The sequence below is a fragment of the Acidovorax sp. GW101-11A03 genome, from assembly GCF_059424825.1.
On record NZ_JBWKZU010000069.1, the window covers coordinates 1 to 22,471 of the forward strand.

At 64.2% G+C, this 22,471-nt stretch carries 24 protein-coding genes; 20 read left to right on the forward strand and 4 right to left on the reverse strand.

Annotated elements, in window-relative coordinates; all coding sequences use genetic code 11:
• Positions 1-36 precede the first annotated feature (36 nt).
• Positions 37-348: a flagellar hook-basal body complex protein FliE gene (fliE, locus tag AC07Z7_RS21255; protein ID WP_063461659.1), complete on the reverse strand. Its 312-nt coding sequence runs from the start codon at positions 346-348 to the stop codon at positions 37-39.
• Between the two features lie 175 nt (positions 349-523).
• Between fliE and fliF the strand changes: the two genes are divergently transcribed.
• The 13 genes from fliF to fliR all read left to right on the forward strand — a co-directional run bounded on the left by fliF (position 524) and on the right by fliR (position 11,810).
• Positions 524-2,218 carry a flagellar basal-body MS-ring/collar protein FliF gene (gene fliF / locus AC07Z7_RS21260; RefSeq protein ID WP_094290252.1) on the forward strand — a complete coding sequence of 565 codons (1,695 nt, stop codon included), beginning with the start codon at positions 524-526 and terminating at the stop codon, positions 2,216-2,218.
• Between the two features lie 24 nt (positions 2,219-2,242).
• Positions 2,243-3,238: a flagellar motor switch protein FliG gene (fliG, locus tag AC07Z7_RS21265; protein ID WP_094290251.1), complete on the forward strand. Its 996-nt coding sequence runs from the start codon at positions 2,243-2,245 to the stop codon at positions 3,236-3,238.
• Positions 3,222-3,959, forward strand: coding sequence for a FliH/SctL family protein (locus AC07Z7_RS21270; RefSeq protein ID WP_494767581.1), 738 nt, complete (start codon positions 3,222-3,224; stop codon positions 3,957-3,959). The genes fliG and AC07Z7_RS21270 overlap by 17 nt, the downstream gene beginning before the upstream one ends.
• A complete protein-coding gene (gene fliI / locus AC07Z7_RS21275) occupies positions 3,949-5,343 on the forward strand; it encodes a flagellar protein export ATPase FliI (protein WP_494767582.1) in 1,395 nt (464 codons plus the stop codon). The genes AC07Z7_RS21270 and fliI overlap by 11 nt, the downstream gene beginning before the upstream one ends.
• A 19-nt stretch (positions 5,344-5,362) precedes the next feature.
• On the forward strand, positions 5,363-5,827 hold the full coding sequence (gene fliJ, locus AC07Z7_RS21280) for a flagellar export protein FliJ (RefSeq protein WP_494767583.1): 465 nt from the start codon (positions 5,363-5,365) through the stop codon (positions 5,825-5,827).
• Positions 5,828-5,829: 2 nt separating this feature from the next.
• A complete protein-coding gene (locus AC07Z7_RS21285) occupies positions 5,830-7,158 on the forward strand; it encodes a flagellar hook-length control protein FliK (protein WP_494767584.1) in 1,329 nt (442 codons plus the stop codon).
• Positions 7,159-7,476: 318 nt separating this feature from the next.
• Positions 7,477-8,058 carry a flagellar basal body-associated FliL family protein gene (locus AC07Z7_RS21290; RefSeq protein WP_252658745.1) on the forward strand — a complete coding sequence of 194 codons (582 nt, stop codon included), beginning with the start codon at positions 7,477-7,479 and terminating at the stop codon, positions 8,056-8,058.
• A gap of 19 nt (positions 8,059-8,077) precedes the next feature.
• Complete coding sequence (fliM, locus tag AC07Z7_RS21295) at positions 8,078-9,082, forward strand: flagellar motor switch protein FliM (RefSeq protein WP_094290247.1); 1,005 nt, start codon at positions 8,078-8,080, stop codon at positions 9,080-9,082.
• A complete protein-coding gene (gene fliN / locus AC07Z7_RS21300) occupies positions 9,072-9,515 on the forward strand; it encodes a flagellar motor switch protein FliN (protein WP_094290246.1) in 444 nt (147 codons plus the stop codon). Before fliM ends, fliN begins: the two co-directional genes overlap by 11 nt.
• 7 nt (positions 9,516-9,522) lie before the next feature.
• Positions 9,523-9,891 (forward strand): FliO/MopB family protein, encoded by a 369-nt coding sequence (locus AC07Z7_RS21305; RefSeq protein WP_494767585.1) that lies wholly within the window; start codon positions 9,523-9,525, stop codon positions 9,889-9,891.
• Between the two features lie 67 nt (positions 9,892-9,958).
• Positions 9,959-10,681 (forward strand): flagellar type III secretion system pore protein FliP, encoded by a 723-nt coding sequence (gene fliP, locus AC07Z7_RS21310; RefSeq protein WP_494767590.1) that lies wholly within the window; start codon positions 9,959-9,961, stop codon positions 10,679-10,681.
• Between the two features lie 13 nt (positions 10,682-10,694).
• Entirely contained in the window at positions 10,695-10,964 is a 270-nt protein-coding gene (gene fliQ / locus AC07Z7_RS21315; RefSeq protein ID WP_063461668.1) for a flagellar biosynthesis protein FliQ, read from the forward strand.
• A 75-nt stretch (positions 10,965-11,039) separates the two neighbouring features.
• Complete coding sequence (gene fliR, locus AC07Z7_RS21320) at positions 11,040-11,810, forward strand: flagellar biosynthetic protein FliR (protein ID WP_094290243.1); 771 nt, start codon at positions 11,040-11,042, stop codon at positions 11,808-11,810.
• 17 nt (positions 11,811-11,827) lie between these two features.
• On the opposite strand, the gene AC07Z7_RS21325 is transcribed toward fliR, so the two are convergent.
• Positions 11,828-12,457, reverse strand: coding sequence for a response regulator (locus AC07Z7_RS21325; RefSeq protein ID WP_063461670.1), 630 nt, complete (start codon positions 12,455-12,457; stop codon positions 11,828-11,830).
• Entirely contained in the window at positions 12,454-13,563 is a 1,110-nt protein-coding gene (locus AC07Z7_RS21330) for a hybrid sensor histidine kinase/response regulator (protein WP_494767586.1), read from the reverse strand. The genes AC07Z7_RS21325 and AC07Z7_RS21330 overlap by 4 nt, the downstream gene beginning before the upstream one ends.
• Before the next feature lie 185 nt (positions 13,564-13,748).
• Between AC07Z7_RS21330 and AC07Z7_RS21335 the strand changes: the two genes are divergently transcribed.
• The 7 genes from AC07Z7_RS21335 to AC07Z7_RS21365 all read left to right on the forward strand — a co-directional run bounded on the left by AC07Z7_RS21335 (position 13,749) and on the right by AC07Z7_RS21365 (position 20,226).
• Positions 13,749-14,195 (forward strand): hypothetical protein, encoded by a 447-nt coding sequence (locus AC07Z7_RS21335; RefSeq protein ID WP_094290241.1) that lies wholly within the window; start codon positions 13,749-13,751, stop codon positions 14,193-14,195.
• Between the two features lie 49 nt (positions 14,196-14,244).
• Positions 14,245-14,607: a response regulator gene (locus AC07Z7_RS21340; protein ID WP_015015796.1), complete on the forward strand. Its 363-nt coding sequence runs from the start codon at positions 14,245-14,247 to the stop codon at positions 14,605-14,607.
• Positions 14,608-14,647: 40 nt separating this feature from the next.
• A complete protein-coding gene (locus AC07Z7_RS21345; RefSeq protein WP_494767587.1) occupies positions 14,648-16,783 on the forward strand; it encodes a chemotaxis protein CheA in 2,136 nt (711 codons plus the stop codon).
• Between the two features lie 58 nt (positions 16,784-16,841).
• Entirely contained in the window at positions 16,842-17,330 is a 489-nt protein-coding gene (locus AC07Z7_RS21350) for a chemotaxis protein CheW (RefSeq protein WP_063461688.1), read from the forward strand.
• A gap of 106 nt (positions 17,331-17,436) precedes the next feature.
• Positions 17,437-18,342: a CheR family methyltransferase gene (locus AC07Z7_RS21355; protein WP_094290239.1), complete on the forward strand. Its 906-nt coding sequence runs from the start codon at positions 17,437-17,439 to the stop codon at positions 18,340-18,342.
• 30 nt (positions 18,343-18,372) lie between these two features.
• Entirely contained in the window at positions 18,373-19,116 is a 744-nt protein-coding gene (cheD, locus tag AC07Z7_RS21360; RefSeq protein ID WP_494767588.1) for a chemoreceptor glutamine deamidase CheD, read from the forward strand.
• A 15-nt stretch (positions 19,117-19,131) separates the two neighbouring features.
• Positions 19,132-20,226, forward strand: a complete 1,095-nt coding sequence (locus AC07Z7_RS21365; protein ID WP_252658738.1) for a protein-glutamate methylesterase/protein-glutamine glutaminase — start codon at positions 19,132-19,134, stop codon at positions 20,224-20,226.
• A 90-nt stretch (positions 20,227-20,316) separates the two neighbouring features.
• Here AC07Z7_RS21365 and AC07Z7_RS21370 read toward each other — a convergent pair whose 3' ends face one another.
• Complete coding sequence (locus tag AC07Z7_RS21370; RefSeq protein WP_494767589.1) at positions 20,317-22,227, reverse strand: ATP-binding cassette domain-containing protein; 1,911 nt, start codon at positions 22,225-22,227, stop codon at positions 20,317-20,319.
• Between the last annotated feature and the right edge of the window lie 244 nt (positions 22,228-22,471).

Below are 22,471 nucleotides of genomic sequence, written 5' to 3' on the forward strand. Positions count from 1 at the left end.
GGGGAGGCGCTCAGCGCCTCTGGGGGGTGACACTGCCTATACCTGCATGTTCATGATGTCGGTGTAGGCCTGCACCATGCGGTTGCGCACGTGCAGCGTGGCCTGAAAGCCGATCTGGGCCTTCTGGATGGCCACCATGGTTTCTTCCAGGCTCACCGAGGGGTTTTCCAGCTGAACCTCTCTTTGCAGTTCGGACGAACGGTTTTGCGCCGCACTTACCGACTGCAGGGCACCTTTGAGGGCGCTGGAAAATCCCACTTCGTTACCGGTTTCCTGGGGCGCTGCAGCACGGCGCGCCACGCCTGCGCCCGTGAGGGGGGCGGTAGAGCTTGAGATGCGAAGGTCCATGGCTGTATCCGTAGGGAATGGCGGTATGCTGCGTATCCTAGCCACCGCCCAGGCGCCCATCCCCCTGAAATGATGGTCAAACGGGCGGCTTATCCAGCGAACATGGTGGAGGCGTGACCGAATAATCGACACCACGCTAGGTCTGTTGCCGGACCTGCTTTACTGGAAAAGCAAGATGTCTGCTGTTGCTGAAGTCCCTCTCAATCCGCTCCCGCCGCCCGCCAGCCCCAACTGGTTGCAGCGGCTGTCTGCCCTCGACCGGGCGCAGCGCATGCGGCTGGGCGTGGGCGTGGCGCTGCTGGTGGCCGCTGCCGTGGCGGCCATCGTCATGGGGCGCCAGCCAGACTACCGGGTGCTGTTCGCCAATCTGAACGACAAGGACGGCGGCGCCATCGTGGCCCAGCTGTCGCAGATGAATGTGCCCTACAAGCATGCCGAAGGCGGTGGCGCCATCCTGATCCCGGCGGACCGCGTGCACGACGTGCGCCTGCGTCTGGCCACCCAGGGCCTGCCCAAGGGCTCGGTGGCCGGTTTTGAATTGATGGAGTCCAGCAAGTTCGGGATGACGCAGTTCCAGGAGCGCCTGAACTTCCAGCGTGGCCTGGAGGGCGAACTGACCCGCTCCATCCAGGCGCTGTCGTCGGTGCAGGGTGCGCGCGTGCACCTGGCGCTTCCCAACCAGAACGGGTTCTTCCGCGAGCAGCAAAAACCATCGGCCTCGGTGCTGGTGAGCCTGCATCCCGGCCGCATCCTGGACCGCGCCCAGCTGGCGGGCATCGTGCACCTGGTGGCGTCCAGCGTGCCCGAGCTGGCCCCGTCGGCCGTGAGCGTGCTGGACGACACCGGCAAGCTTCTGTCGCAGACCACCGACAGCACCGCCGGGGCCGAGGTGAACGCCCAGCAGCTGCTGTATGTGCAGCAGATCGAGCAGCAGTACACCCGCCGCATCATGGACATCCTGGAGCCGGTGGTGGGCCGCGACAACGTCAAGGCCCAGGTCACGGCCGAGGTGGATTTCACGCAGACGGAATCCACGTCCGAGCAGTTCCGCCCCAACCAGACGCCCGACTCCAGCGCGGTGCGCAGCCAGCAGGTGCTGGAGAGCCGGGGAAGCTCCAGCAAAACCGCAACGGGCGTGCCCGGCGCCGTGGCCAACCAGCCGCCTGCACCATCGACCGCTCCCATCAATGGCGCCAACCCTGCGCCCAATGCCGGAGGCCAGCAGGGCACCGAGGAGCAGACCAACAAGCGCGAGTCCACCACCAACTACGAAGTGGACAAGACCGTGCGCGTGACGCGGGGCAGCACCGGCGCCGTCAAGCGCCTGAGCGCGGCCGTGGTGGTGAACTACCAGTCTGGCGAAGACAAGGGCAAGCCCATCACCAAGGCGCTCACGCCCGAGCAGATCGAGCAGATGACGGCCCTGGTGCGCGAGACCATTGGCTTCAACAAGGACCGCGGTGACTCGGTCAACCTCATGAACACGCCGTTCCAGGTGACGGCAGCGCCATCGACCGACGTTCCGCTGTGGAAGCAGCCCGAAGTGATCGACCTGGCCAAGACCTTTGCGTGGCCTGTGGGGGCGGTGCTGTTTGCTGCGCTGGTGCTGCTGGGCCTGGTGCGGCCCGCCCTCAAGGCACCTGCCCCGGCCAAGGCCAGCGCCGCACCGGTACCCGGTGGTCAGCTCGACGCCCTGGAGGCCGACACGCCCGAGCGCCCCGCGCTGCCTGCGCCGTCCAAGAAGGACGAAGCGTTGCCTGCGACGCCCGAGCAGCTGCGCCTGGAAGACGCCCGCGTGCTCGCCAAGGAGAACCCGGTGGCCGTGGCGAACATTCTCAAGACTTGGCTCAACGGCGACTCCGCCGCCTAGCCACCGATTGCACGGACACCCACCATGGACGACCAAGGCCTTCACGATGCCGCCATCATGCTGATGTCCCTCGGCGAAGAGGAGGCGGCCGAAGTTTTCAAGCACTTCTCGCCCAAGGAGGTGCAGAAGCTGGGCGAAACCATCGCGCGCATGCGCTCGGTGTCGCGCGAGAAGGTGGACGAGGTCATCAACAAGTTCTCCAATGCGGCAGCAGCCCAAAGCCTCTTGGTGTCCGACACGGGCAACTATGTGCGTGCCGTGCTCAAGCGCGCGCTGGGCGATGACAAGGCCGGTCTGCTGATCGACCGCATCTTGCAGGGCGGCGATGTTTCGGGCATCGAAAGCCTCAAGTGGATGGACCCGCTGTCGGTGGCCGAACTGCTGCGCAACGAGCACCCGCAGATCGTGGCGGCGATCCTGGTGCATCTGGACAGCGACCAGGCCTCGGGCATCCTGATGCACCTGACAGACCGCCAGCGCAGCGAAATCCTGCTGCGTGTGGCCACGCTCGAAGGCATTCAGCCCACGGCGCTCAAGGACCTCAACGAGGTGCTCTTCAAGGTGCTGGCGGGTGGCGACAAGATCCGCAAGAGTTCGCTCGGAGGCGTCAAGGCGGCCGCAGAAATCATCAACCTGCTGGGTGGCAACATGGACGCCGTGGTGCTCGAATCCATCCGGGGCTACGACCCTGACCTGGCGCAGAAGATCATGGACAAGATGTTCGTGTTCGAGGATGTGCTCAAGCTCGACAACGCCGCCATCCAGTCCGTGCTCAAGGAGGTGGCGTCCGAGACCCTCATCGTGGCGCTCAAGGGAGCTGTGCCCGAGTTGCGGGAGAAATTCCTGTCCAACATGTCCTCGCGTGCTGCCGAGGCGCTGCGCGAAGACCTCGAATCCCGTGGCCCGATGCGGCTGTCCGAAGTGGAAGCGCAGCAGAAGGAAATTCTCAAGACGATCCGGCGCCTGTCCGACGAAGGCCAGATCGTGATCGGAGGCGGTGGTGATGATGCCTTCGTCTAACAACCAGCGGTCGTACTCGCGCTTCATCCCCAGCGAGGAAGTGGGCGACTTCAAGCAGTGGAAGTTCAGCGCGGTGGATGGCTCGGACCTGGTCGAGCCCACGCCGGAGCCGGTGGCAGAGATCCCTGTCGAGGTCGATGAAGCCGAGCTGCAGGCCCAGCAGGCGCTGCTGCAGCAGCAGGCCTGCGACGACGCCTATGCCGAGGGCTTTGCCCAGGGGCAGGCGCAGACTGCCCTGGAGTGGCAGCGCCGCATGGACGACTACATCGCCCAGCAGGGGCAAGAGGCCGCGCAGCGCCTGCAAGCGGTGCTGCAGACGCTGGACGCAAGCCTGATCGACATGCAGCAGCAGATGGCCCAGCAACTGCTGGAGCTGGCGTGCGACATCGCCCGCCAGGTGGTGCGCCATGAGCTGTCGGTCAACCCCAATGCCTTGCAGCCGGTGGTGCGCGAGGCCGTGGGCATGCTGGTGACCGAGGGGCGGCCCGCCACGGTGCGCCTGAATCCGATCGACATGGAAGCGATGGCGCAGCCCCTGCGCGAGGAACTGGATGGACCTGGCGTGCAGTGGGTGGCGGATGCCGCCGTGCCTGCCGGCGGCTGCCTGGTGGAGTCTGCCGGAACGGTGGTGGATGGCAGCCTGGACAAACGCTGGCAGCGCGCCATTGCGGCCCTGGGCCTGCAGTCGCCCTGGAGCGAAGGAGAAGGCGATGAGCGTTGAGGCGCCCTCGGCCTGGACGCGCTTCATGGACGACGCGCGCGAGCGCGTGGCCGAAGGAGTGCCGCTGGAAACCCGGGGCACGCTCACCCGGCTGACGGGCCTGGTGCTGGAGGCCGTGGGCATCAAGGTGCCGGTGGGCTCGCAGTGCATGGTGCAGATGCCGGGCCGCGAACCGGTGCTGGCCGAGGTGGTGGGCTTCTCTGCCGACCGCGCGTTCTTGATGCCTGCGGGCGACATCCATGGCCTGTCGAGTGGCGCTAGGGTGTTTCCTGCTGCGCCCTACATCCCCGTCCCCCGTCTGGGTGAGCCGCCACGGCCTGTGCAGCGCGCCGGTGTGCTGCGCCTGCCCATGGGCGATGGGCTGCTGGGGCGTGTGGTGGATGCCCAGGGCCTGCCGCTGGACCATGGTGGCCCGGTGCAAGACGTGGTGGCTGAGCCCATGGGCCGCCGGCAGATCAATGCCATGGACCGGGATCCGGTCCGCGAACCGCTCGACACGGGGGTGCGTGCCATCAACGCCCTGTTGACTGTGGGGCGTGGCCAGCGCCTGGGCCTGTTTGCGGGCTCGGGGGTAGGCAAAAGCGTGCTGCTGGGCATGATGGCCCGCTACACCCAGGCCGACGTGATCGTGGTCGGCCTCATCGGCGAGCGGGGCCGCGAGGTCAAGGAGTTCGTGGAAGACATCCTGGGCGCAGAGGGCCGCGCGCGCTCCGTGGTGGTGGCGGCACCGGCCGATGCGCCGCCGCTGTTGCGCATGCAAGGCGCTGCGTACGCCACGGCCGTGGCCGAACATTTCCGCGACAAGGGGCAGCATGTGCTGCTGCTCATGGATTCGCTCACCCGCTATGCCATGGCCCAGCGCGAAATCGCCCTGGCCATTGGCGAGCCGCCTGCCACCAAGGGCTACCCACCCTCATGTTTTGCCAAGCTGCCCGCCTTGGTGGAGCGCAGCGGCAATGGCCTGCACGGGGTGGGCTCCATCACTGCGTTCTACACGGTGTTGTCCGAGGGGGACGATCAGCAGGACCCGATTGCCGACGCGGCACGTGCCATTCTGGACGGGCACATCGTGTTGTCGCGGGCGCTGGCCGAGACGGGGCATTTCCCGGCCATCGACATCGAGCAGTCGGCCTCGCGGGTGATGCACAACGTGGTGTCGCGCGGGCATTTTGATCTGGCGCGCCACTTCCGCGCTGTGTATTCGCGCTACCAGAAGAGCCGCGACCTGGTGCAGGTGGGCGCATACATGAGCGGCTCGGACCCCGCGCTCGACGAAGCGATCCGTCTGCAGCCGCAGATGGCGGGCTTTTTGCAGCAGGACATGTTCGAGGCAGCCTCCATGGACCAGAGCGTGACCGCCATGGCCTCGGTGCTGGACCGTTGATACCTGCCGGTAGCCCATCATGTCCAGCCTGAACTCCCTCACCGTTGCCGTGGATGTGGCCTCCCGCAAGCGGGACGCCGCGCGCAAGGTGCTGCAGGACGCGCTGGCCGCACAGCAGGCGGCGCGTGCGCAACTTGACCAGCTGGAGGACTACGCCCGTGAAACCGAGTCGCGCTGGGGGATGAAGGCCGACACCGCAATGCAGCCCGAGGTGATGTACCACCACTACCAGTTCATGAACCGCCTGGGGCATGCGGCCAGCATCCAGACGGGGGTGGTGAGCGATCAGGCGGGGCGTGTGGAGAACGCACAGCGCGCTTTGCTGGAGGCCGAATTGCGCCTCACCAGCCTGCGCAAGGTGGTGGACAAGCGGCGCCACGACCTGGAGCTGCAGCAAATGCGCAGAGACCAAAAACAGACCGATGAACGGGCCGCGCTGCAGTACCGCACCACGAGCCAAGGGCCCCAGGGCCAGGAGTATTGACCATGGAACAGGGAAAAATTTCCTCCTCGCAGGGCGGCACCCATGCGGCCCATGCCACGCGGGCCAAAGCGCCCGCGCAGCAAGGGGCGGATGCCAGTGACGCGGCCGCAGCAGGCGGGTTTCTGGCTCTGCTGGCTGCGTTGGATGAGGTGTCTGTAGACACCGGTCCACTGGAACTGACAGGGACGGATGCAAGCCCTGCCGACATCTCGGCGGATGCCGTGAAGGGCGAAGCCGATGCGGCGGCCCTCGCGGCTTGGCAGGGTTTGTTTGCCTCTGCCCAGAGCGATGCCACCGGACTGGTGCGGCAGGCCGATGGAACATTGCGCGCAGCCTCCATGGCCACGGGGGCGTTGGGTGACATGGCGCTGAATGGCCCGATGGCCAACGGAGGGCTGCCCCAGGGGCTGGTGGCGGAAACCGCAAAACTCGATACCGCAGCAGATTTCAAGGACACCAAAGACGGGGCCATTCAGAGCACGGTGGCCGGGTTCGGCCGCAGCTTCGCGCGCCTGCAGAACACCCAGGCCCAGCGGGCAGGAGGTGCCGGGGGCGCGGAGCTGTCTACGGCGAGCACCGCTGGGGACGCAACGCAGCGCCTGTCGGTGGCCCAGGGGGCGGCAGCAGCACTCACCCAGGCCGCCAGCAATGAGCGTCCGGCCTCAGGCGTGATGGCCGGTGGCGCCACGGTGGAGCGCGGCGTCGGTGCGCCCGCTGCGACAGAGGGAGGCTTTGCTGCGCTGGCCGACGGGTTGTTCACGGGTGCTGCGATGGCGCGGGGGGCCGAGCCCTCAGCGGGAGGCCGCTCTGGCGAGGGGCATGCTGGCGGGGGCGCCTGGTCCGATGGCAGTGCGGGCCTGTCCCCTGTGGAGCCCGGCAACACCGACAGCCCTGCCGTGTTTGTGGCCCCCGGTGCTGCCGGAGCAGAAGAGCAGGTGGCCGACCAGGTGGCGTACTGGGTGAACCAGAAAACGCAGAACGCGGAGCTGACGCTCAATCGCGATGGCCAGCCCGTCGAGGTTTCCGTGTCCTTGTCGGGCAATGAGGCGCATGTCACGTTCCGCAGTGACCAGGCGCAGACCCGCGAACTGCTCGACCAGAGCATGGCCCAGCTCAGGGATTTGCTGCGCAGCGAGGGCCTGGTGCTGTCCGGCATGTCGGTGGGGACTTCTGCGCGGGATGGCGCAGGTGCGCAGGGCGGTGACGCGGGGCAGCCCCGTGGCCGCGATGGCGCCCGCCAGGCGCAGGTGCTGTCCAGTGCACCGGTGGGCACCGCATCGCTGGCGCGGGACGGCAGCGGGCCCGACCGCACCGTGGACATCTTCGTGTGACCGGCTAGCGCCCGGTGGACTGGGCGCTGACACTGACGGGTATCAGCTGTGTGCCCTTTCAAGAAGGCTGCGGCCTCGGGGGGCCTGCGTTGTTGCCGATATGCGCAATCAACCCACCCCGATCTGCGGCGCCCCCTTGCCGCTCGATGCGCGCAGAGGATCCCAATGGCAAGGGGGAGAGCGCGGTGAATGCCATGGTTTTGGGCTTTTATTCTGGCTATTATTGGTTACACCTCCGTCCAATAATGGGCCATCCGGCTTTGCTTGCACTTTGATAGCGCAGGCGCGGCCTGCTCCCTACCGCAAGGAACATCCATCGTGTCAGCCCCACCACCCGCAGCTGCTCCGGCGAAAAGCAAGAAGATGCTCATCATCATCATTGGCGTCGTTGTGGCGGTGCTGGTGATCGGGGGCGGGGCGGCGGCCTGGTTCCTGACCCGTTCGCACGGGGACGAGGAGGAAGGCGGCGGTGCACCGGCCGCCCGCAAAGAGGCGCCCAAGGTGGCCCCGACCTTTCTGCCCATGGAAAACATGGTGGTCAACCTGGCCGACCCCGGCGGCGACCGCTTTGCCCAGATTGGCATCACCCTGGAGCTGGAAGACGCCAAAACCGCCGAGCAGGTCAAGCTGTACCTGCCCACCATCCGCAGTGGCATCCTGATGCTGGTGTCCCAGCGCACGTCTGCTGAACTGCTGGTGCGCGAAGGCAAGGAGAAGCTGGCCGCCGACATCCGTCGCGAAGTCTCCCGCCCCCTGGGGTATTCGGTGCCCACCGAGCGTGAACGTGCGCGTGCGGCCGAGGCCGAGCAGGACGGAGACGCCGAAGACCGCCCAGCGCGCAAGCGCACTGAACGCAACCCCGTGCTGCGCGTGCTCTTCTCCAACTTCATCATTCAGTGAACCGGGGCAAGGACCAGCCATGAGTGATTCATTTCTTTCGCAGGAAGAGGTTGATGCCCTTCTCGAAGGGGTCACTGGCGAGAGCCAGAAGTCGGTCGAGGAAGTGGCCGAGGCGGGGTCCGTACGCAACTACGACATCTCCAGCCAGGAACGCATCGTCCGTGGCCGCATGCCGACGATGGAAATCGTCAATGAGCGGTTTGCGCGCAACTTCCGCATCGGGCTGTTCAACTTCATCCGGCGCAGTCCCGAAATTTCGGTCGGCACGGTGTCCGTGCAGCGCTACAGCGCTTTTCTGCGCGAGCTGGCGGTGCCCACCAACTTCAACATCGTGGCGATCCGCCCCCTGCGTGGCAGCGGGCTCATCGTGTGCGAGCCTTCGCTGGTGTTCGGCATCATCGACACGCTGTATGGCGGGGTCGGCAAGTTCCAGACCCGGATCGAAGGGCGCGATTTTTCGCCCACCGAGCAGCGTGTCATCAACCGCCTGGTGGATGTGATCTGTGCCGAATACAAGAAGGCCTGGCAGGGCATCTACCCGCTGGAGCTGGAATACCAGCGCTCGGAAATGCAGCCCCAGTTTGCCAACATCGCCACGCCCAGTGAAATTGTGGTGTCCACGGCCTTCCAGCTGGAAATCGGAGATCTCTCCGGTGCCATCCATGTCTGCATGCCGTATGCCACGCTGGAGCCGATCCGCGATGTGCTGTATTCGTCCACGCAGGGGGATTCCATCGAGGTGGACCGCCGCTGGGTGAACGTGCTCAAGCGCGAAATCCAGTCTGCAGAAGTCACGCTGGTGGCCGAGCTGGCCAAGGCCGACGCCACGGTGGAGCAGTTGCTGGCCATGAAGCCGGGCGACTTCATCGAGCTGGACCGAGAGCCCCGCATCCGGGCATCGATCGGAGGGGTTCCTATTTTTGAATGCCAGTATGGAACCCACAACTCCAAGTACGCCATCCGCATTGAAGAATGCCTGCGTAATTCGGACATGAGCTGGCTGGGAGAGAAAAATGGCAACTGAAGAAGACAACAAGGACGCAGGCGCGGACGACCCGTTTGCGGGCTGGGCCGAGGCGCTGGAAGAGCAAAAACGCACCGACGACAAGCCGGCGGATGCAGAGCAGGGCGGCCCGCTGTCCGGCGAGCCCGTGCGGCCGTTTTCCAGCTCTGCAGGTGCGGATGGAACTGTCAACGACATCAACATGGTGCTGGACATCCCTGTCCAGCTGTCGGTGGAGCTGGGGCGCACCAAGGTGCCCATCAAGTACATCCTCCAGCTGGCGCAAGGCTCGGTGGTGGAGCTGGATGCGCTCGCGGGCGAGCCCATGGACGTGCTGGTCAATGGCTACCTCATCGCTCAGGGCGAGGTGGTGGTGGTGAACGACAAGTTTGGTATCCGTCTCACCGACGTGGTGACCCCGTCCGAACGCCTGCGCCGGGTCAGCCGTGGATAGTGGGAGCATGACCCAGACCCTCCTCGTCGTGGTGCTCTTTGTGGGGGCCATGGCGGCGCTGCCCTGGCTGGTGCGGCGCCTGCAGCAACGCCATGCGGGCGGCACCTCGGCTGCGGGGGGCGCGTCACGCGTGGTGTCCGCGGTGGCGGTGGGGCCGCAGCAGCGGGTGGTCACGGTCGAGGTCGGCCCCGAGCATGCGCGCACCTGGCTGGTGCTGGGCGTGACGGCCCAGCAGGTGAGTTGCCTGCATGTGCTGCCGGTGTCACCCGTGTCATCGCCGACCACCGCCGGTGTGGGCGCGGTGGTTGAGGGGCCCTCGTTTGCGCAGCAGATGGCTGCCGTGGCCGGGGTGCCGGAAAAGGCAAGCCATGGCTGACAGACTGCCCTTGCCCGCCCCAGTCAAGGGACGGAGCGCTGGTCACCGATGGCTGCTGGCTGTTTTGATGGGCCTGGCGGTGCTGGCCGTGCAAGACCCCGCCTTTGCGCAGGCGGCTGGCAGCCTGCCCCTGGTGGTGGGCAGCGGCCCCTCGGGCACCAGCTACTCGGTGCCGATCCAGACACTGCTGTTCTTCACGGCGCTGTCCTTTTTGCCTGCCGTGCTGCTCATGATGACGGGCTTCACCCGTATCGTGATTGTGTTGTCCCTGCTGCGCCAGGCGTTGGGAACGCAGTCCGCACCGCCCAACCAGGTCATCATCGGTTTGTCGCTGTTCCTGACCTTTTTTGTGATGGGCCCCACCCTGGACCGTGTGTACCAGGAGGCGTATGTGCCCTACACCAACAACACCATCACATTCGAGCAGGCGCTGGACAAGGCCGAGGCGCCCATGCGCGGTTTCATGCTCAAGCAGACCCGGCAGTCCGACTTTGCGCTGTTCTCGCGGCTGGCCCGCCTGGACCCGAATGTGACGGCAGAAACCGCGCCGATGCGGGTGCTGGTCCCGGCGTTTGTGACCAGCGAGCTGAAGTCGGCGTTCCAGATCGGCTTCATGATCTTCATCCCCTTCCTGGTGATCGACATGGTGGTGTCGAGCATCCTGATGTCCCTGGGCATGATGATGCTGTCGCCGGTGCTGGTGGCATTGCCGTTCAAGCTCATGCTGTTTGTGCTGGCCGACGGCTGGAACCTGCTGATCGGCTCCCTGGCCGCCAGCTTTGTAACCTGAGGGGGAGCATGCGATGACTCCACAAGTGGTATTGACCATCGGGCGCGACGCCCTGACCCTGCTGCTGATGATCTCCATGCCGGTGCTCGGGGTGGTCATGGCGGTGGGGCTGATCGTGAGCATCTTCCAGGCCGTCACGCAGATCCACGAAGCCACGCTGGCCTTTGTGCCCAAGCTGATCGCTGCGATGGTGGTGTTTGCCATTGCCGGGCCGTGGATGCTCAGCACGCTGGTGGACTTCATCCGCCGAACCATCGAGTCCATTCCGTCGATGATTGGCTAGTTTCTTGATAAAAATAGCCTCCTGCGCGCGTCCATCAAGCGCAATACGCTATGTTTTGTATAGCAATCTGATGCCATGATCACCTTCAGCGAAGCGCAGATCATGGCCTGGCTCTCGCCCATCCTGTGGCCCTTTCTGCGGGTCCTGGCCCTGTTCTCGGTGGCACCGGTGTTCTCGATGCGAGTGATCCCCATGCGCGTGAAGATCGGGCTGGCCTTCCTGGTGGCGCTGTGTGCCCAGGGGGTGCTGGGAGAGCAGCCGGTCATCAGCGTCAATGGCCGCGAGGCCCTGGGCGCCGTGGCGCAGCAGGTGGCGGTGGGGCTGGCCATCGGGTTCTCGGTGCGGCTGGTGTTCGCGGCAGTGGAGCTGGCCGGGGAAATCATTGGGTTGCAGATGGGGCTGAACTTTGCCTCTTTCTTCGACCCCTCGTCCAATGCGCAGATCAGCGCCGTGGCGCGCTTTTTTGGCCATATGGCCATGTTGCTGTTTGTGGTCATCAACGGCCACCTGCTGATCCTGATGGCGGTGGTCAAGAGCTTTGACCGTTTCCCGGTCAACGGCAACTTCCTGCAGTCGCTGGCGCAGATGCGGCTGCACGAGCTGGGCGCGTCGCTTTTCTCCAGCGCACTCTGGATTGCCTTGCCCATGATTGCGCTGCTGCTGTTCGTCAACCTCACGATGGGCATCATCTCCCGCGTGGCGCCGCAGATGAACATTTACGCGGTGGGCTTCCCCGTCACGCTCACGGTGGGCATGCTGGGCATTGCCGCCACCCTGCCCATGCTGGAGCAGCCCGTGCTGGCGCTGATGCAGCAGGCGGTGGACTTGTTTGCCGCGCAGCGGTAGGGCGCGGGCCGAAGCCTTCAGACCAGCTGGTTGCGGATGGCGTAGACGGTGAGTTCGGCGTTGTTGGACAGCTTGAGTTTTTCCAGCACGCGCGATCGGTACACGCTCACGGTCTTGGGGCTCAGCATCAGTTCTTCGGCAATGTCCGACAGCCGCCGCCCGGAGGCGATCTTGATCAGCGTCTGCAGCTCCCGCTCCGACAACGTGGTGTGCAGGGCTTCGGGGGTCGGTTGGGCCAGGCTGTCTGCCAGCATCTGCGCCACTTCCGCCGTCAGGTATTTGCGGCCCTGCATCACCGTGCGCACGGCGGCAATCAGCTCGACCGGGTCCCCCGCCTTGTTGGCATAGCCCTGCGCACCCGCCTTGAGGCAGCGCAGCGCGTACTGGTCCTCGGGGTACATGGACACCACCAGCACCTTGATGGCGGAATGGGTCTCCCGCAGGCTGGTGAGCACTTCCAGCCCACTGCGGCCCGGCATGTTCAGGTCCAGCAGCAGCACATCGCAGGCGGCGGTGCGCAGAACCTCGCGCAGCTCGGAGTAGCCCCCCGCTTCGCCGGTGACCTGGATATCGGTCGCTTCGGTGAGGGTGTCGCGTATCCCGCGCCGCAAAACGGCGTGGTCGTCGCACAGGACCACATGAATCACGTCGCATCTCCTGGGGCTGTTGGTGGGGCCGATGGTAGCGGGATGGACAGGATGACCGATGTGCCCTGGCCCGGCCGGCTGCTGATGTCCAGCCAGCCCCCCACGGTGCGCGCCCTTTCCTGCAGGCCCTTGAGGCCGAAGGCCTTGGGTTTGTCCCGCATCTCCGGCGCAATGCCCCGGCCGTTGTCTGCCACTTCGAGGGTCAGCACCCCTTCCTTGTCGGAGAGTTCGATGTCCACCTTGCTGGGCTGGGCGTGTTTGGAGATGTTGGTAAGGGCTTCCTGGGCGGTGCGGTAGGCCACGAGCTGGATGTCTGCAGGCGTGTCGATGCTGTCGCTACTGCTCTGAACGCGGGTGGGGACCCCCGTGCGCCGCTCAAAACCCGCCGCGAGCCACTCCACGGCTGCCACCAGGCCTTGTTCCAGGATGGGGGGGCGCAGGTTCATCATGATGCGCTGGCTGGCGCCGATGGCGTGCTGCAGCATGTCGGCGGCAGAGTTGGCATGTTCCTGCATGGCCGGGTCGGTGCTGTGGCGGCCGATCCAGGCCACATCAAAACGCACGGCCGTGAGTGCGCCGCCAATGTCGTCGTGGATCTCGCGTGCGATCGAGGCGCGCTCCTGCTCGATGGAGGTTTGCAGGTGTTCGGCCAGCTCTGCGAGCCTGCGCTCGGAGCTGGCCAGCTCGGTCATGGCGTGTTCGCGCATGCGCCGGGCCTCGTGCACCTCCAGCGCGCGCGCGATCACGTGGGGCAGGCGCTGGATATCGTCCTTGAGCAGGTAGTCGGCCACGCCCAGGCGCATGGCGTCTACTGCTGCCGCCTCGCCAATGGCGCCTGAGAGCAGGACAAACGGCGGATGCTGAGGCTTTTGCGCCACATGCGCCCACGCATCCAGTGCCGTGAAGCCGGGCAGGCGGTAATCTGCCAGGATGATGTCGAATGCCCCGGAGTCGGTGAGGCGCTGGAATTCAGAGAGGGTGTCTACCTGGTGCAACTGGCACTGGAGCCCTGACCGCCGCAGCGTTCTCGCTGCAAGTTCATGGTCAGCCAGTGAATCTTCAAGATGCAGGATTTCAAGGGTCTGGTCTGGTGTTGCAGTGACCATAGGAGCGCTATCATAGGATACAAATTGGAACAAACAAGGGTGTTTGTCCCGTTGGGGTGGTTCCGGCGTCGGCGTCCAATGGGCGCGGATGCTATGGTGTGCACAAAGCCCGGAAGTCTTTGAGGCATGTATCGTAGTCCCGTGTTTTTGCGTGCTTTGCTGCTACGTGCTGCGATGGAGAAACGATGCAATCTACGCTAACAACGCCTGGAGGGCCTGCAGTCCAGGTTCCCGTCATGGTGGCGGCGGAACTGCAGGACTCCTTGCTGGTGGTGATGCACGACCTGCACCGCCTGGAGGGGCTGTTGAACCACGCGACGGACAACCTGCTGGAGCGCTTTGGCGAGGCCAATGCGATGCTGACGGATGCGGTGGTCTCGGATTCTCCCGAACTGGTGGCCGCACGCGCTGCGCTGCGCAGTGCCGTGACCGAGTTGCAGTTTCAGGATATGGCCTCCCAACTGATCTGGCACACCACCAAGGTGCTGCAGGGGTGTGCCTTCCGCCTGGCATCGGAAGCCATGGGCCATGAAGAAGGCGAGGACGCCGCGCCCTTTGCAGAGATGGCGCCAGACAGGCCGAACCCTGTTACGCAGAGCGAGATGGATGCGGGTTCCGTGGACCTGTTTTGACCTTCACATCATTGGTTAGCCTATATATTCAAGTCAGTTGGAGCCATACATGCAATCGATCCTTGCCGTAGATGATTCACCTTCCATGCGGAAAATGGTGTCGTTCACCCTCACGGGCGCCGGCTATCACGTCGTGGAGGCAGTGGATGGGCAAGACGCCCTTGAAAAAGCCGAGACGCACAACATCGATCTGGTGCTGGCAGACCAGAACATGCCCCGGCTCGACGGCATTGGCCTGACCCGCAAGCTGCGCGAGCACCCCAAGTTCAAGACCATCCCCATCCTGATCCTGACGACGGAGTCGAGTGACCAGATGAAGCAGGCCGGGCGCACCGCCGGTGCGACGGGCTGGCTGGTGAAGCCTTTCGATCCCAATCGTTTGATCGAAGTCATCCAGAAGGTGATCCGCTGAGCCGGGTTGACTGAGACCATCAAGTACACAGGAGCCCACCATGGCGGAAAGCTACCAAGAAGGATCGGGTGCAGGCGCTGACTTCGACCTGAGCCAGTTCTATCAGATATTTTTCGAGGAAGCGGGCGAGAACCTCGACCAGATGGAGCAGATGCTCCTGGACCTGGATCTGAGCAGTGCCAATGATGAAGAACTCAATGGCATCTTCCGCTGTGCGCATTCGATCAAGGGCGGCTCTGCCACCTTCGGGTTCTCTGACGTCGCCGAGCTGACCCACCAGATGGAGTCGTTGCTGGACCGTCTGCGCCGCCATGAGCTGCAGCCGATTCCGCAGATGGTGGATGTGCTGCTGGAGTCCGCCGATGCGTCGCGCAGCCTCCTGGCCCGGCACCAGGCGGGTGGCCAGGGCGAGGCGGTGTCCACCACCTCCCTGGTTCGCCGCATCAGCGACCTGGCTGCGGGCCTGGTGCCCAGCGATGCGCCTGCTGTCGCCGCCCCACCGCCACCGCCGCCCCCACCTGCAGCCGCTGCGCCCGCGCCCGCTCCCAAGGCCGCCCCGTCGGTGGCCGGACAAGCGCGGCAGCTCGAAATCCAGATCGGCCCCCTTGAGCGGCCGGAACAGGCGGACGCTATCAAGGAGCTGTTCCGCGACATTCCTGGCCTCGGTGCCATCCGCGACCTGACCGCGACCGAGCCCAATACGCGCCTCTTTGGGGTGGAGACCAATTCCACCAACGACGATCTGCTGGACCTGTTTGCCTTCCACGTGTCCAAGGAGCAGGTTCTCATTCGGGACGCTGGAGCTGCAGCGGCCGAGCCTGGTGCAGAACCGGTGGACGACGAAGCCACGATGGCAGTGGATACATCCGGTGGCGAGACGCCTTATGGCTTCTTCAACGGGGCACCAGGGGCTCCTACCGAGGCCGCGCAGGCCGCCTCACAAGCCCCTGCCCAGGCCCCCAAGGCGACCGCTCCCAAAGCGGAGCCCAAGGCCGCTGCGCAAGCGCAGATGGAGTCCACGACCATCCGGGTGGACGTCAAGAAGGTCGATCAGCTCATCAACCTAGTGGGCGAGTTGGTGATCACGCAGGCCATGCTGGCCCAAAACAGCCGTGGACTGGATGCTGGTGCCTACCAGCAGCTGCTCGCGGGTCTGGCCGATCTCGACCGCAACACCCGGGACCTGCAAGAGTCGGTGATGTCGATTCGCATGATCCCGATGTCCATCGTCTTCAGCCGCTTTCCGCGCATGCTGCGGGACTTGGCCAACAAGCTGGGCAAGAAGGTGGAGCTGGTCACCCTGGGTGAAGCCACCGAGCTGGACAAGGGCCTGGTCGAGAAGATCACCGACCCCTTGACCCACCTCGTGCGCAACAGCTGCGACCATGGCATTGAGATGCCCGCAGACCGTTTGGCCAAAGGCAAGTCTGAGCACGGCACCATCACGCTGTCGGCCTCTCACCAAGGCGGCTCGATCGTGATCGAGGTGCGCGACGATGGCCGAGGCCTGTCGCGCGAAAAGATCCTGAGCAAGGCCCAGGAGCGGGGCATCGAAGTGTCCGAGCAGATGAGCGACGCCGAAGTGTGGCAGCTGATCTTTGCCCCGGGCTTCTCCACGGCGGACGAGGTCACGGATGTGTCCGGGCGCGGTGTGGGCATGGACGTGGTCAAGCGCAACATCGCGGCACTCAACGGGTCGGTGGAAATCGACTCGGCCGAAGGCTATGGCATGAAGGTGTCTGTGCGCCTGCCGCTCACACTGGCCATCATGGATGGCATGTCGGTGGGGGTCGGCGACGAGGTGTACATCCTGCCCCTGTCTTCCGTGGTCGAGTCGTTCCAGGTCAATGCCGACGACGTGAGCACGGTGGCGCAGGGCTCGCAGCTGGTAAAGGTGCGCGACGAATACATGCCCGTGATCGCGCTGGAGAAAATTTTCCAGGTGCCCCGTTTCGACCTCAACAAGTCCAGCAACATCATGGTGGTGGTCGAGGCGGACGGCAGCCGTGTGGCGCTGCTGGTCGATGAACTGCTCGGGCAGCACCAGGTGGTGGTCAAGAACCTGGAATCGAACTACCGCAAGGTGCCCAATGTGTCGGGCGCCACCATCCTGGGCGACGGCACGGTGGCCCTGATTCTGGACACGGGCGGTCTGGTGCGCCGGGCGCGCCACTGAGGATTCAAGCGCCCCGGTCCGTCAGGGGCTGGGCGCTGTCATGAAAGGAGAATGCACCATGAGTGTGATTGGTAAGACGGCAGACGCTGCGCCGACGGGTGCACGTGAATATCTGACATTCCGCCTGGATCAGGAAGAGTACGGCATCGACATCCTGAAGGTGCAGGAGATCCGGGGCTACGAACCTCCGACCCGCATTGCCAATGCGCCCGAGTTCATCAAGGGCGTGACCAACCTGCGCGGGACGATTGTTCCCATTGTGGACATGCGCCTGAAGTTCAACTGCGCGCAGGCCGACTACAACAGCTTTACGGTGGTCATCATCCTCAACCTGCGCAACCGGGTGGTGGGGATCGTGGTGGACTCTGTCAGCGATGTGATGGAGCTTACGCCCGAGAGCATCCGCTCGGCCCCCGACATCGAAAGTGCCATCGACAACAGCTGCATCCTGGGGCTGGGCTCGGTGGGTGAGCGCATGCTGATCCTGCTCGACATCGAGAAACTCATGTCGAGCGTGGATATGGGATTGGTTACTGCCAACGAATAGGGCGCAACGACGGTCAACAACCATTGGTGGCCCAGGCACATGTCAGGCCGCAAGCAGGGCTTGCGGGCCTGTTGGAGCGAACAGGATTTCCCTTCGGACGATCAATATGGCCCACACCACCAGTGCCTCCGTTTCAGCCCGGTCTGCCCCGCCACGGGTGGATCCGGCCTATGCTGCGGCGGAGGCTCCCTCGGGGCCCTTGGCCCAGGGGCGTGAATTTGTCTGGACCAACGCAGATTTTGCCCGGGTCCAGGCGCTGATCTACCAGCGCGCCGGCATCAGCCTGCATGACGGCAAACACGCGATGGTGTACAGCCGACTGTCGCGGCGGCTGCGCGATACCGGGCACACCAGTTTTCACGACTACCTCAGCTGGCTCGAAAACCACGACGGGCCAGAGTGGCAGGAGTTCGTCAATGCACTCACCACCAACCTGACGGCCTTTTTCCGCGAACAGCACCACTTCGAGATTTTTGCTTCGCACCTGCGCTCCAAACCTTCGGCCAACTGGAAGGTCTGGTGCAATGCCGCGTCCACAGGCGAAGAGCCGTACTCGATTGTGATGACGGCGTTCGAAGCGCTAGGTGCCAACGCCTCGTTCAAGCTCACGGCCAGCGACATCGACTCGCGGGTGCTGGCCACGGCCGCGCAAGGTGTTTACCGGCTGGATGGTCTGAAAGGGGTGAGCCCTGAGCGTCTGCAAAAATTCTTTTTGCGGGGCAAAGGCGGCAATGCGGGAATGGTGCGCGCTAAGCCTGAGCTGCGCCGCGTCATTGACTTCATGAGCGTGAACCTCATCCGCGATGATTGGCCTTTCAAGGAGCCCTTCGATGTGGTCTTCTGCCGCAACGTGATGATCTACTTCGATGCGCCCACGCAGCGGAAGGTGTTGGAGCGTATCCACCGGGTACTCAAGCCGGGGGGCATGTTGTTTGTCGGCCATGCCGAGAATTTCAGTGAATCCCGCGATCTGTTTACCCTGCGTGGCAAGACGGTGTACGAGCGCCGTTGACCTGTCCATGTTGTCTTGCAAAAAGCACCCATGACCAACATCCAAGCAGGCACCTCTTCCCCCATGGCCACCACCCCAGGCTCACCCGAACGGCGCCGCGCACCGCGTATTGCGCCTCTGAGTGCTGATATCTATGCAGCGGGTGCGGCGCCTGCGCGCGAGTCTTCTTTGCAGGAACTCAAGGCGCAAAGCCGCAAGCCGGGTGAGGCGTCTTTCTTCTACCTGGACCACCATTTCCAGCACAACGCCGTGAAAGTGCTGCCCGGGGAGTATTTCGTGGCGGACGAGAGCCTGGTCATCATGACCGTGCTGGGCTCGTGCATTGCGGCCTGCCTGTGGGACAGCCGCGCGCGTGTGGGGGGCATGAACCACTTCATGTTGCCCGATGGCGACCTGGCCGACGCGTCGGGGCGGTATGGCTCCTACGCCATGGAGTTGCTTATCAACGAGATGCTGAAACTGGGCGCCCGCCGTGAAACCATGCAGGCCAAGATTTTTGGCGGTGCGCAGGTGATGCACAACTTCACCACGATGAATGTCGGTGAGAGGAACACCAATTTTGTGCTCAACTACCTGCACACCGAGCGCATTCCCATCGTCTCCGAGGATGTGCTCGATATCTACCCGCGCAAGGTGGTCTTCTTCCCGGTGACGGGAAAGGCCATGGTCAAGCGGCTGGCGCATGCCCATCCCGATGCCTTGGCCCAGGAAGCGCGTGGCAACGCTGTTACGGTGGTCAAGTCCACTGCCGGTGGTTCTGTTGATCTGTTTTGAGGAAGGTTCGCGTTAATGAGCAGGAAAATCCGGGTGATCGTGGTGGACGATTCGGCGTTGGTCCGCAGTCTGCTGTCCGAGATCATCAACCGGCAGCGCGACATGGAATGCATTGGCACGGCCAATGACCCTTTGGTAGCGCGCGAGATGATCCGTGAGCTGAATCCGGATGTCATCACGCTGGACGTCGAGATGCCCCGCATGGATGGCATCGATTTTCTCGGCCGCCTCATGCGGCTGCGCCCCATGCCGGTGGTGATGATCTCCACGCTGACCGAGCGTGGGGCTGAAGTCACGATGAAGGCGCTGGAGCTTGGCGCCATCGATTTTGTCGCCAAGCCGCGTGTGGGTCTGGCCAGCGGGCTCAACGACCTGGCCGCCCAGATCGTGGACAAGATCCGCGTGGCGGCGGTGGCGCAGGTTCGCCGTGCTCCGGTGCGGGATGCGGCGCCTGCCGGGGGGGGGAGCGCACATGCGCCTGCACCTGCCTCTGCCCTGTTGGGCCGCCTGTCAACCGAAAAACTGATCTGCATCGGCGCCTCTACCGGTGGGACCGAGGCCATCAAGGAAGTGCTGGTCCAGATGCCGGCCGACTCGCCCGCCATCGTGATCACCCAGCATATGCCGCCAGGTTTCACCACCAGCTTTGCCGCGCGCTTGAATGGGCTGTGCCAGATCACGGTGAAAGAAGCCGTCAATGGCGAGCGCATCTTGCCGGGCCATGCCTACATTGCGCCGGGTGGCACCCAGTTCCATGTGGCACGCAGTGGCGCCAACTACGTGGCGGTGGTCGATGACGGCCCCCCGGTCAACCGCCACAAGCCATCGGTCGAGGTACTGTTCAAGTCTGCCGCTGCGGTGGTGGGGCGCAATGCCTTCGGCATCATGCTGACGGGCATGGGCAACGATGGTGCCGCCGCCATGCGCGAGATGAAGGATGCAGGCAGCTACAACTACGTACAGGACGAAGCCACCTGCATCGTGTTCGGCATGCCGCGCGAGGCCATTGCCCATGGCGCTGCCGATGAAGTTCTGCCCCTCGGCCAGATCGCTCCGGCATTGATCACGCGCTTGCGCGGCGCAACAGACCGGCTGCACCACCGCATCTGACGGGTGTTCAGCCCCGGCATGGGCTGTCACCGGGAGCCATCATCGGCTTGCATGTGGCCCCCCGGTGCCCCGTTCGAGGGGGCGCCACCTTCACGCAGACAGTTCTGTCCAGCGCTCCAAAGCAGCCATCAATTCGTCGTCAATGGTGGCAGCACGGGTCGCCATCTCGGCGGCGCGCGCTGGGTCTTTGCTGTACAGGCTCCCATCGGCCAGCGCCGCCTGCAGCACCTGTTGTTCCGTCTCCAGGGCGGTGATCTGGGCGGGGAGCTGTTCCAGCTCGCGCTGTTCTTTGTAAGAAAGCTTCTTTTTTGATAGCTGCTCAGGCTTATCTGGTGCGCGCAAAGGGCTATTTTTGCTTGAGTTTTCAGCGGCGGATGCTTTGGGCGTGGTTGCCGCAGCGGCTGCCGAGGCCTGAATGGCCTTGCTGCGCTTGGATTGCTCCAGCCAGTCCTGCACGCCCCCTTCATATTCGCGCCACAGGCCGTCACCTTCAAAGGCGATGGTGCTGGTCACCACGTTATCTAGGAAGGTCCGGTCGTGGCTGACCAGAAACACGGTGCCTTCGTAGTTTTCTAGCAGCTCTTCCAGCAAATCCAGGGTGTCGATGTCCAGGTCGTTGGTCGGCTCGTCCAGCACCAGCACATTGGCGGGGCGTGCGAACAAACGAGCCAGCAGCAGCCGGTTGCGCTCGCCGCCCGACAGGGAGCGCACAGGCGAGTGCGCACGGGCCGGTGAGAAAAGGAAGTCGCTCAGGTAGCTCTTGACGTGTTTGCGCTGGTTGCCGATTTCAATCCACTCGCTGCCGGGGCTGATGAAGTCCTCCAGCGTGGCATCGAGGTTCACGGCATGGCGCATCTGGTCGAAATAGGCGACCTGCAGGTTCGCCCCCTGGCGGATCGTGCCCTTGTCGGCGGGCAGCTCTCCCAGGATCATCTTGAGCAAGGTCGTTTTGCCAGCGCCATTGGGGCCAATCAAGCCCACCTTGTCGCCCCGCAGGATGGTGCCCGTGAAGTTGCGAACAATCGTCTTCTCGCCGAAGGCTTTGCTCACCCCCGTCAATTCCGCCACGATCTTGCCCTGGTAGCCGTTCGCGCCGCCGGTGGCGACATCCATGCGCACGCTTCCCACCACATCGCGGCGGGCCTCGCGGCGGGCTCGCAGCTGTTCCAGCCGGCTGATGCGGCTCTGGCTGCGGGTGCGGCGAGCCTCCACCCCCTTGCGTATCCAGACCTCTTCCTGTGCCAGCAGCTTGTCGGCCTTGGCGGCAATCACGGCCTCCTGGGCCAGTTGCTCTTCCTTCTGAATCTGGTACTGCGCAAAGTTGCCTGGGTAGGAACGCAATTGGCCACGGTCCAGTTCAACGATCCGGGTGGCGACACGGTCCAGAAATGAGCGGTCATGGGTGATCGTGACAACGCTGCCCGGAAAATCCAGCAGCAGGTCTTCCAGCCATTCGATGGAATCGAGATCCAGGTGGTTGGTGGGCTCGTCCAGCAGCAGAACATCAGGCCGGGCGACCAGCGCCTGGGCCAAGGCGACCCGCTTCTTGGTTCCCCCAGACAAGGTGCCAACCACGGCCTCCGGGTCCAGGTGCAAACGTTGCAGCGTTTCCTCGACGCGTTGCTCCCAGTTCCACGCGTCATAAGCTTCGATCTCGGATTGCAAGGCATCCAGATCGAGGCCCTCGGCCCCAGACAGATACTGATCGCGGATGCCAATCACCCGCTGCAGGCCTTCGGATGCTGCCTTGAAGATCGTGGCTGCGGGGTCCAGGGTGGGCTCTTGGGCCACAAAGGCAATTCGCACCCCTTGCTGGACTTGCAGTGCGCCATCGTCGGGCTTGGCCAGGCCTCCCAGGATCTTGAGAAGCGAAGACTTGCCCGCGCCATTGCGGCCAATCAGGCCAACACGCTCCGCAGTCTCCAAAGAAAAGCCGGCGTGGTCCAGCAGTGCAACATGCCCAAATGCGAGTTGGGCGTCCAGTAAGGTGATAAGTGCCATATGGGCTGGATTATCGGTGGCGAGTGCAGAGAGGGGCGTTCAGCCCCCTTTGTCGCCACCTGCTTGACCTCAATGAGAGGGGGCTGTTGACCGTGGATCGCTTGAGGCCGACTGGGGCGTTGGCATGACGCCAGATGGCATAGACGGGAAAAGTGGCTGGGCTCACTCCAACCCACTTCAACCCGTGCTATAGTCGAGGGCTTCGCTTCTGAAGCACTTGCCCGAACGATGTAGTTGTTTGGTG

What these genes read in the sequence shown, in the direction of transcription:
- fliE (WP_063461659.1), bottom strand. Translation starts at nt 348, where the DNA reads ATGGACCTTCGCATCTCAAGCTCTACCGCCCCCCTCACGGGCGCAGGC.
- fliF (WP_094290252.1), top strand. Translation starts at nt 524, where the DNA reads ATGTCTGCTGTTGCTGAAGTCCCTCTCAATCCGCTCCCGCCGCCCGCC.
- fliG (WP_094290251.1), top strand. Translation starts at nt 2,243, where the DNA reads ATGGACGACCAAGGCCTTCACGATGCCGCCATCATGCTGATGTCCCTC.
- AC07Z7_RS21270 (WP_494767581.1), top strand. Translation starts at nt 3,222, where the DNA reads ATGATGCCTTCGTCTAACAACCAGCGGTCGTACTCGCGCTTCATCCCC.
- fliI (WP_494767582.1), top strand. Translation starts at nt 3,949, where the DNA reads ATGAGCGTTGAGGCGCCCTCGGCCTGGACGCGCTTCATGGACGACGCG.
- fliJ (WP_494767583.1), top strand. Translation starts at nt 5,363, where the DNA reads ATGTCCAGCCTGAACTCCCTCACCGTTGCCGTGGATGTGGCCTCCCGC.
- AC07Z7_RS21285 (WP_494767584.1), top strand. Translation starts at nt 5,830, where the DNA reads ATGGAACAGGGAAAAATTTCCTCCTCGCAGGGCGGCACCCATGCGGCC.
- fliM (WP_094290247.1), top strand. Translation starts at nt 8,078, where the DNA reads ATGAGTGATTCATTTCTTTCGCAGGAAGAGGTTGATGCCCTTCTCGAA.
- fliN (WP_094290246.1), top strand. Translation starts at nt 9,072, where the DNA reads ATGGCAACTGAAGAAGACAACAAGGACGCAGGCGCGGACGACCCGTTT.
- AC07Z7_RS21305 (WP_494767585.1), top strand. Translation starts at nt 9,523, where the DNA reads ATGACCCAGACCCTCCTCGTCGTGGTGCTCTTTGTGGGGGCCATGGCG.
- fliP (WP_494767590.1), top strand. Translation starts at nt 9,959, where the DNA reads ATGGGCCTGGCGGTGCTGGCCGTGCAAGACCCCGCCTTTGCGCAGGCG.
- fliQ (WP_063461668.1), top strand. Translation starts at nt 10,695, where the DNA reads ATGACTCCACAAGTGGTATTGACCATCGGGCGCGACGCCCTGACCCTG.
- fliR (WP_094290243.1), top strand. Translation starts at nt 11,040, where the DNA reads ATGATCACCTTCAGCGAAGCGCAGATCATGGCCTGGCTCTCGCCCATC.
- AC07Z7_RS21330 (WP_494767586.1), bottom strand. Translation starts at nt 13,563, where the DNA reads ATGGTCACTGCAACACCAGACCAGACCCTTGAAATCCTGCATCTTGAA.
- AC07Z7_RS21335 (WP_094290241.1), top strand. Translation starts at nt 13,749, where the DNA reads ATGCAATCTACGCTAACAACGCCTGGAGGGCCTGCAGTCCAGGTTCCC.
- AC07Z7_RS21340 (WP_015015796.1), top strand. Translation starts at nt 14,245, where the DNA reads ATGCAATCGATCCTTGCCGTAGATGATTCACCTTCCATGCGGAAAATG.
- AC07Z7_RS21345 (WP_494767587.1), top strand. Translation starts at nt 14,648, where the DNA reads ATGGCGGAAAGCTACCAAGAAGGATCGGGTGCAGGCGCTGACTTCGAC.
- AC07Z7_RS21350 (WP_063461688.1), top strand. Translation starts at nt 16,842, where the DNA reads ATGAGTGTGATTGGTAAGACGGCAGACGCTGCGCCGACGGGTGCACGT.
- AC07Z7_RS21355 (WP_094290239.1), top strand. Translation starts at nt 17,437, where the DNA reads ATGGCCCACACCACCAGTGCCTCCGTTTCAGCCCGGTCTGCCCCGCCA.
- cheD (WP_494767588.1), top strand. Translation starts at nt 18,373, where the DNA reads ATGACCAACATCCAAGCAGGCACCTCTTCCCCCATGGCCACCACCCCA.
- AC07Z7_RS21365 (WP_252658738.1), top strand. Translation starts at nt 19,132, where the DNA reads ATGAGCAGGAAAATCCGGGTGATCGTGGTGGACGATTCGGCGTTGGTC.
- AC07Z7_RS21370 (WP_494767589.1), bottom strand. Translation starts at nt 22,227, where the DNA reads ATGGCACTTATCACCTTACTGGACGCCCAACTCGCATTTGGGCATGTT.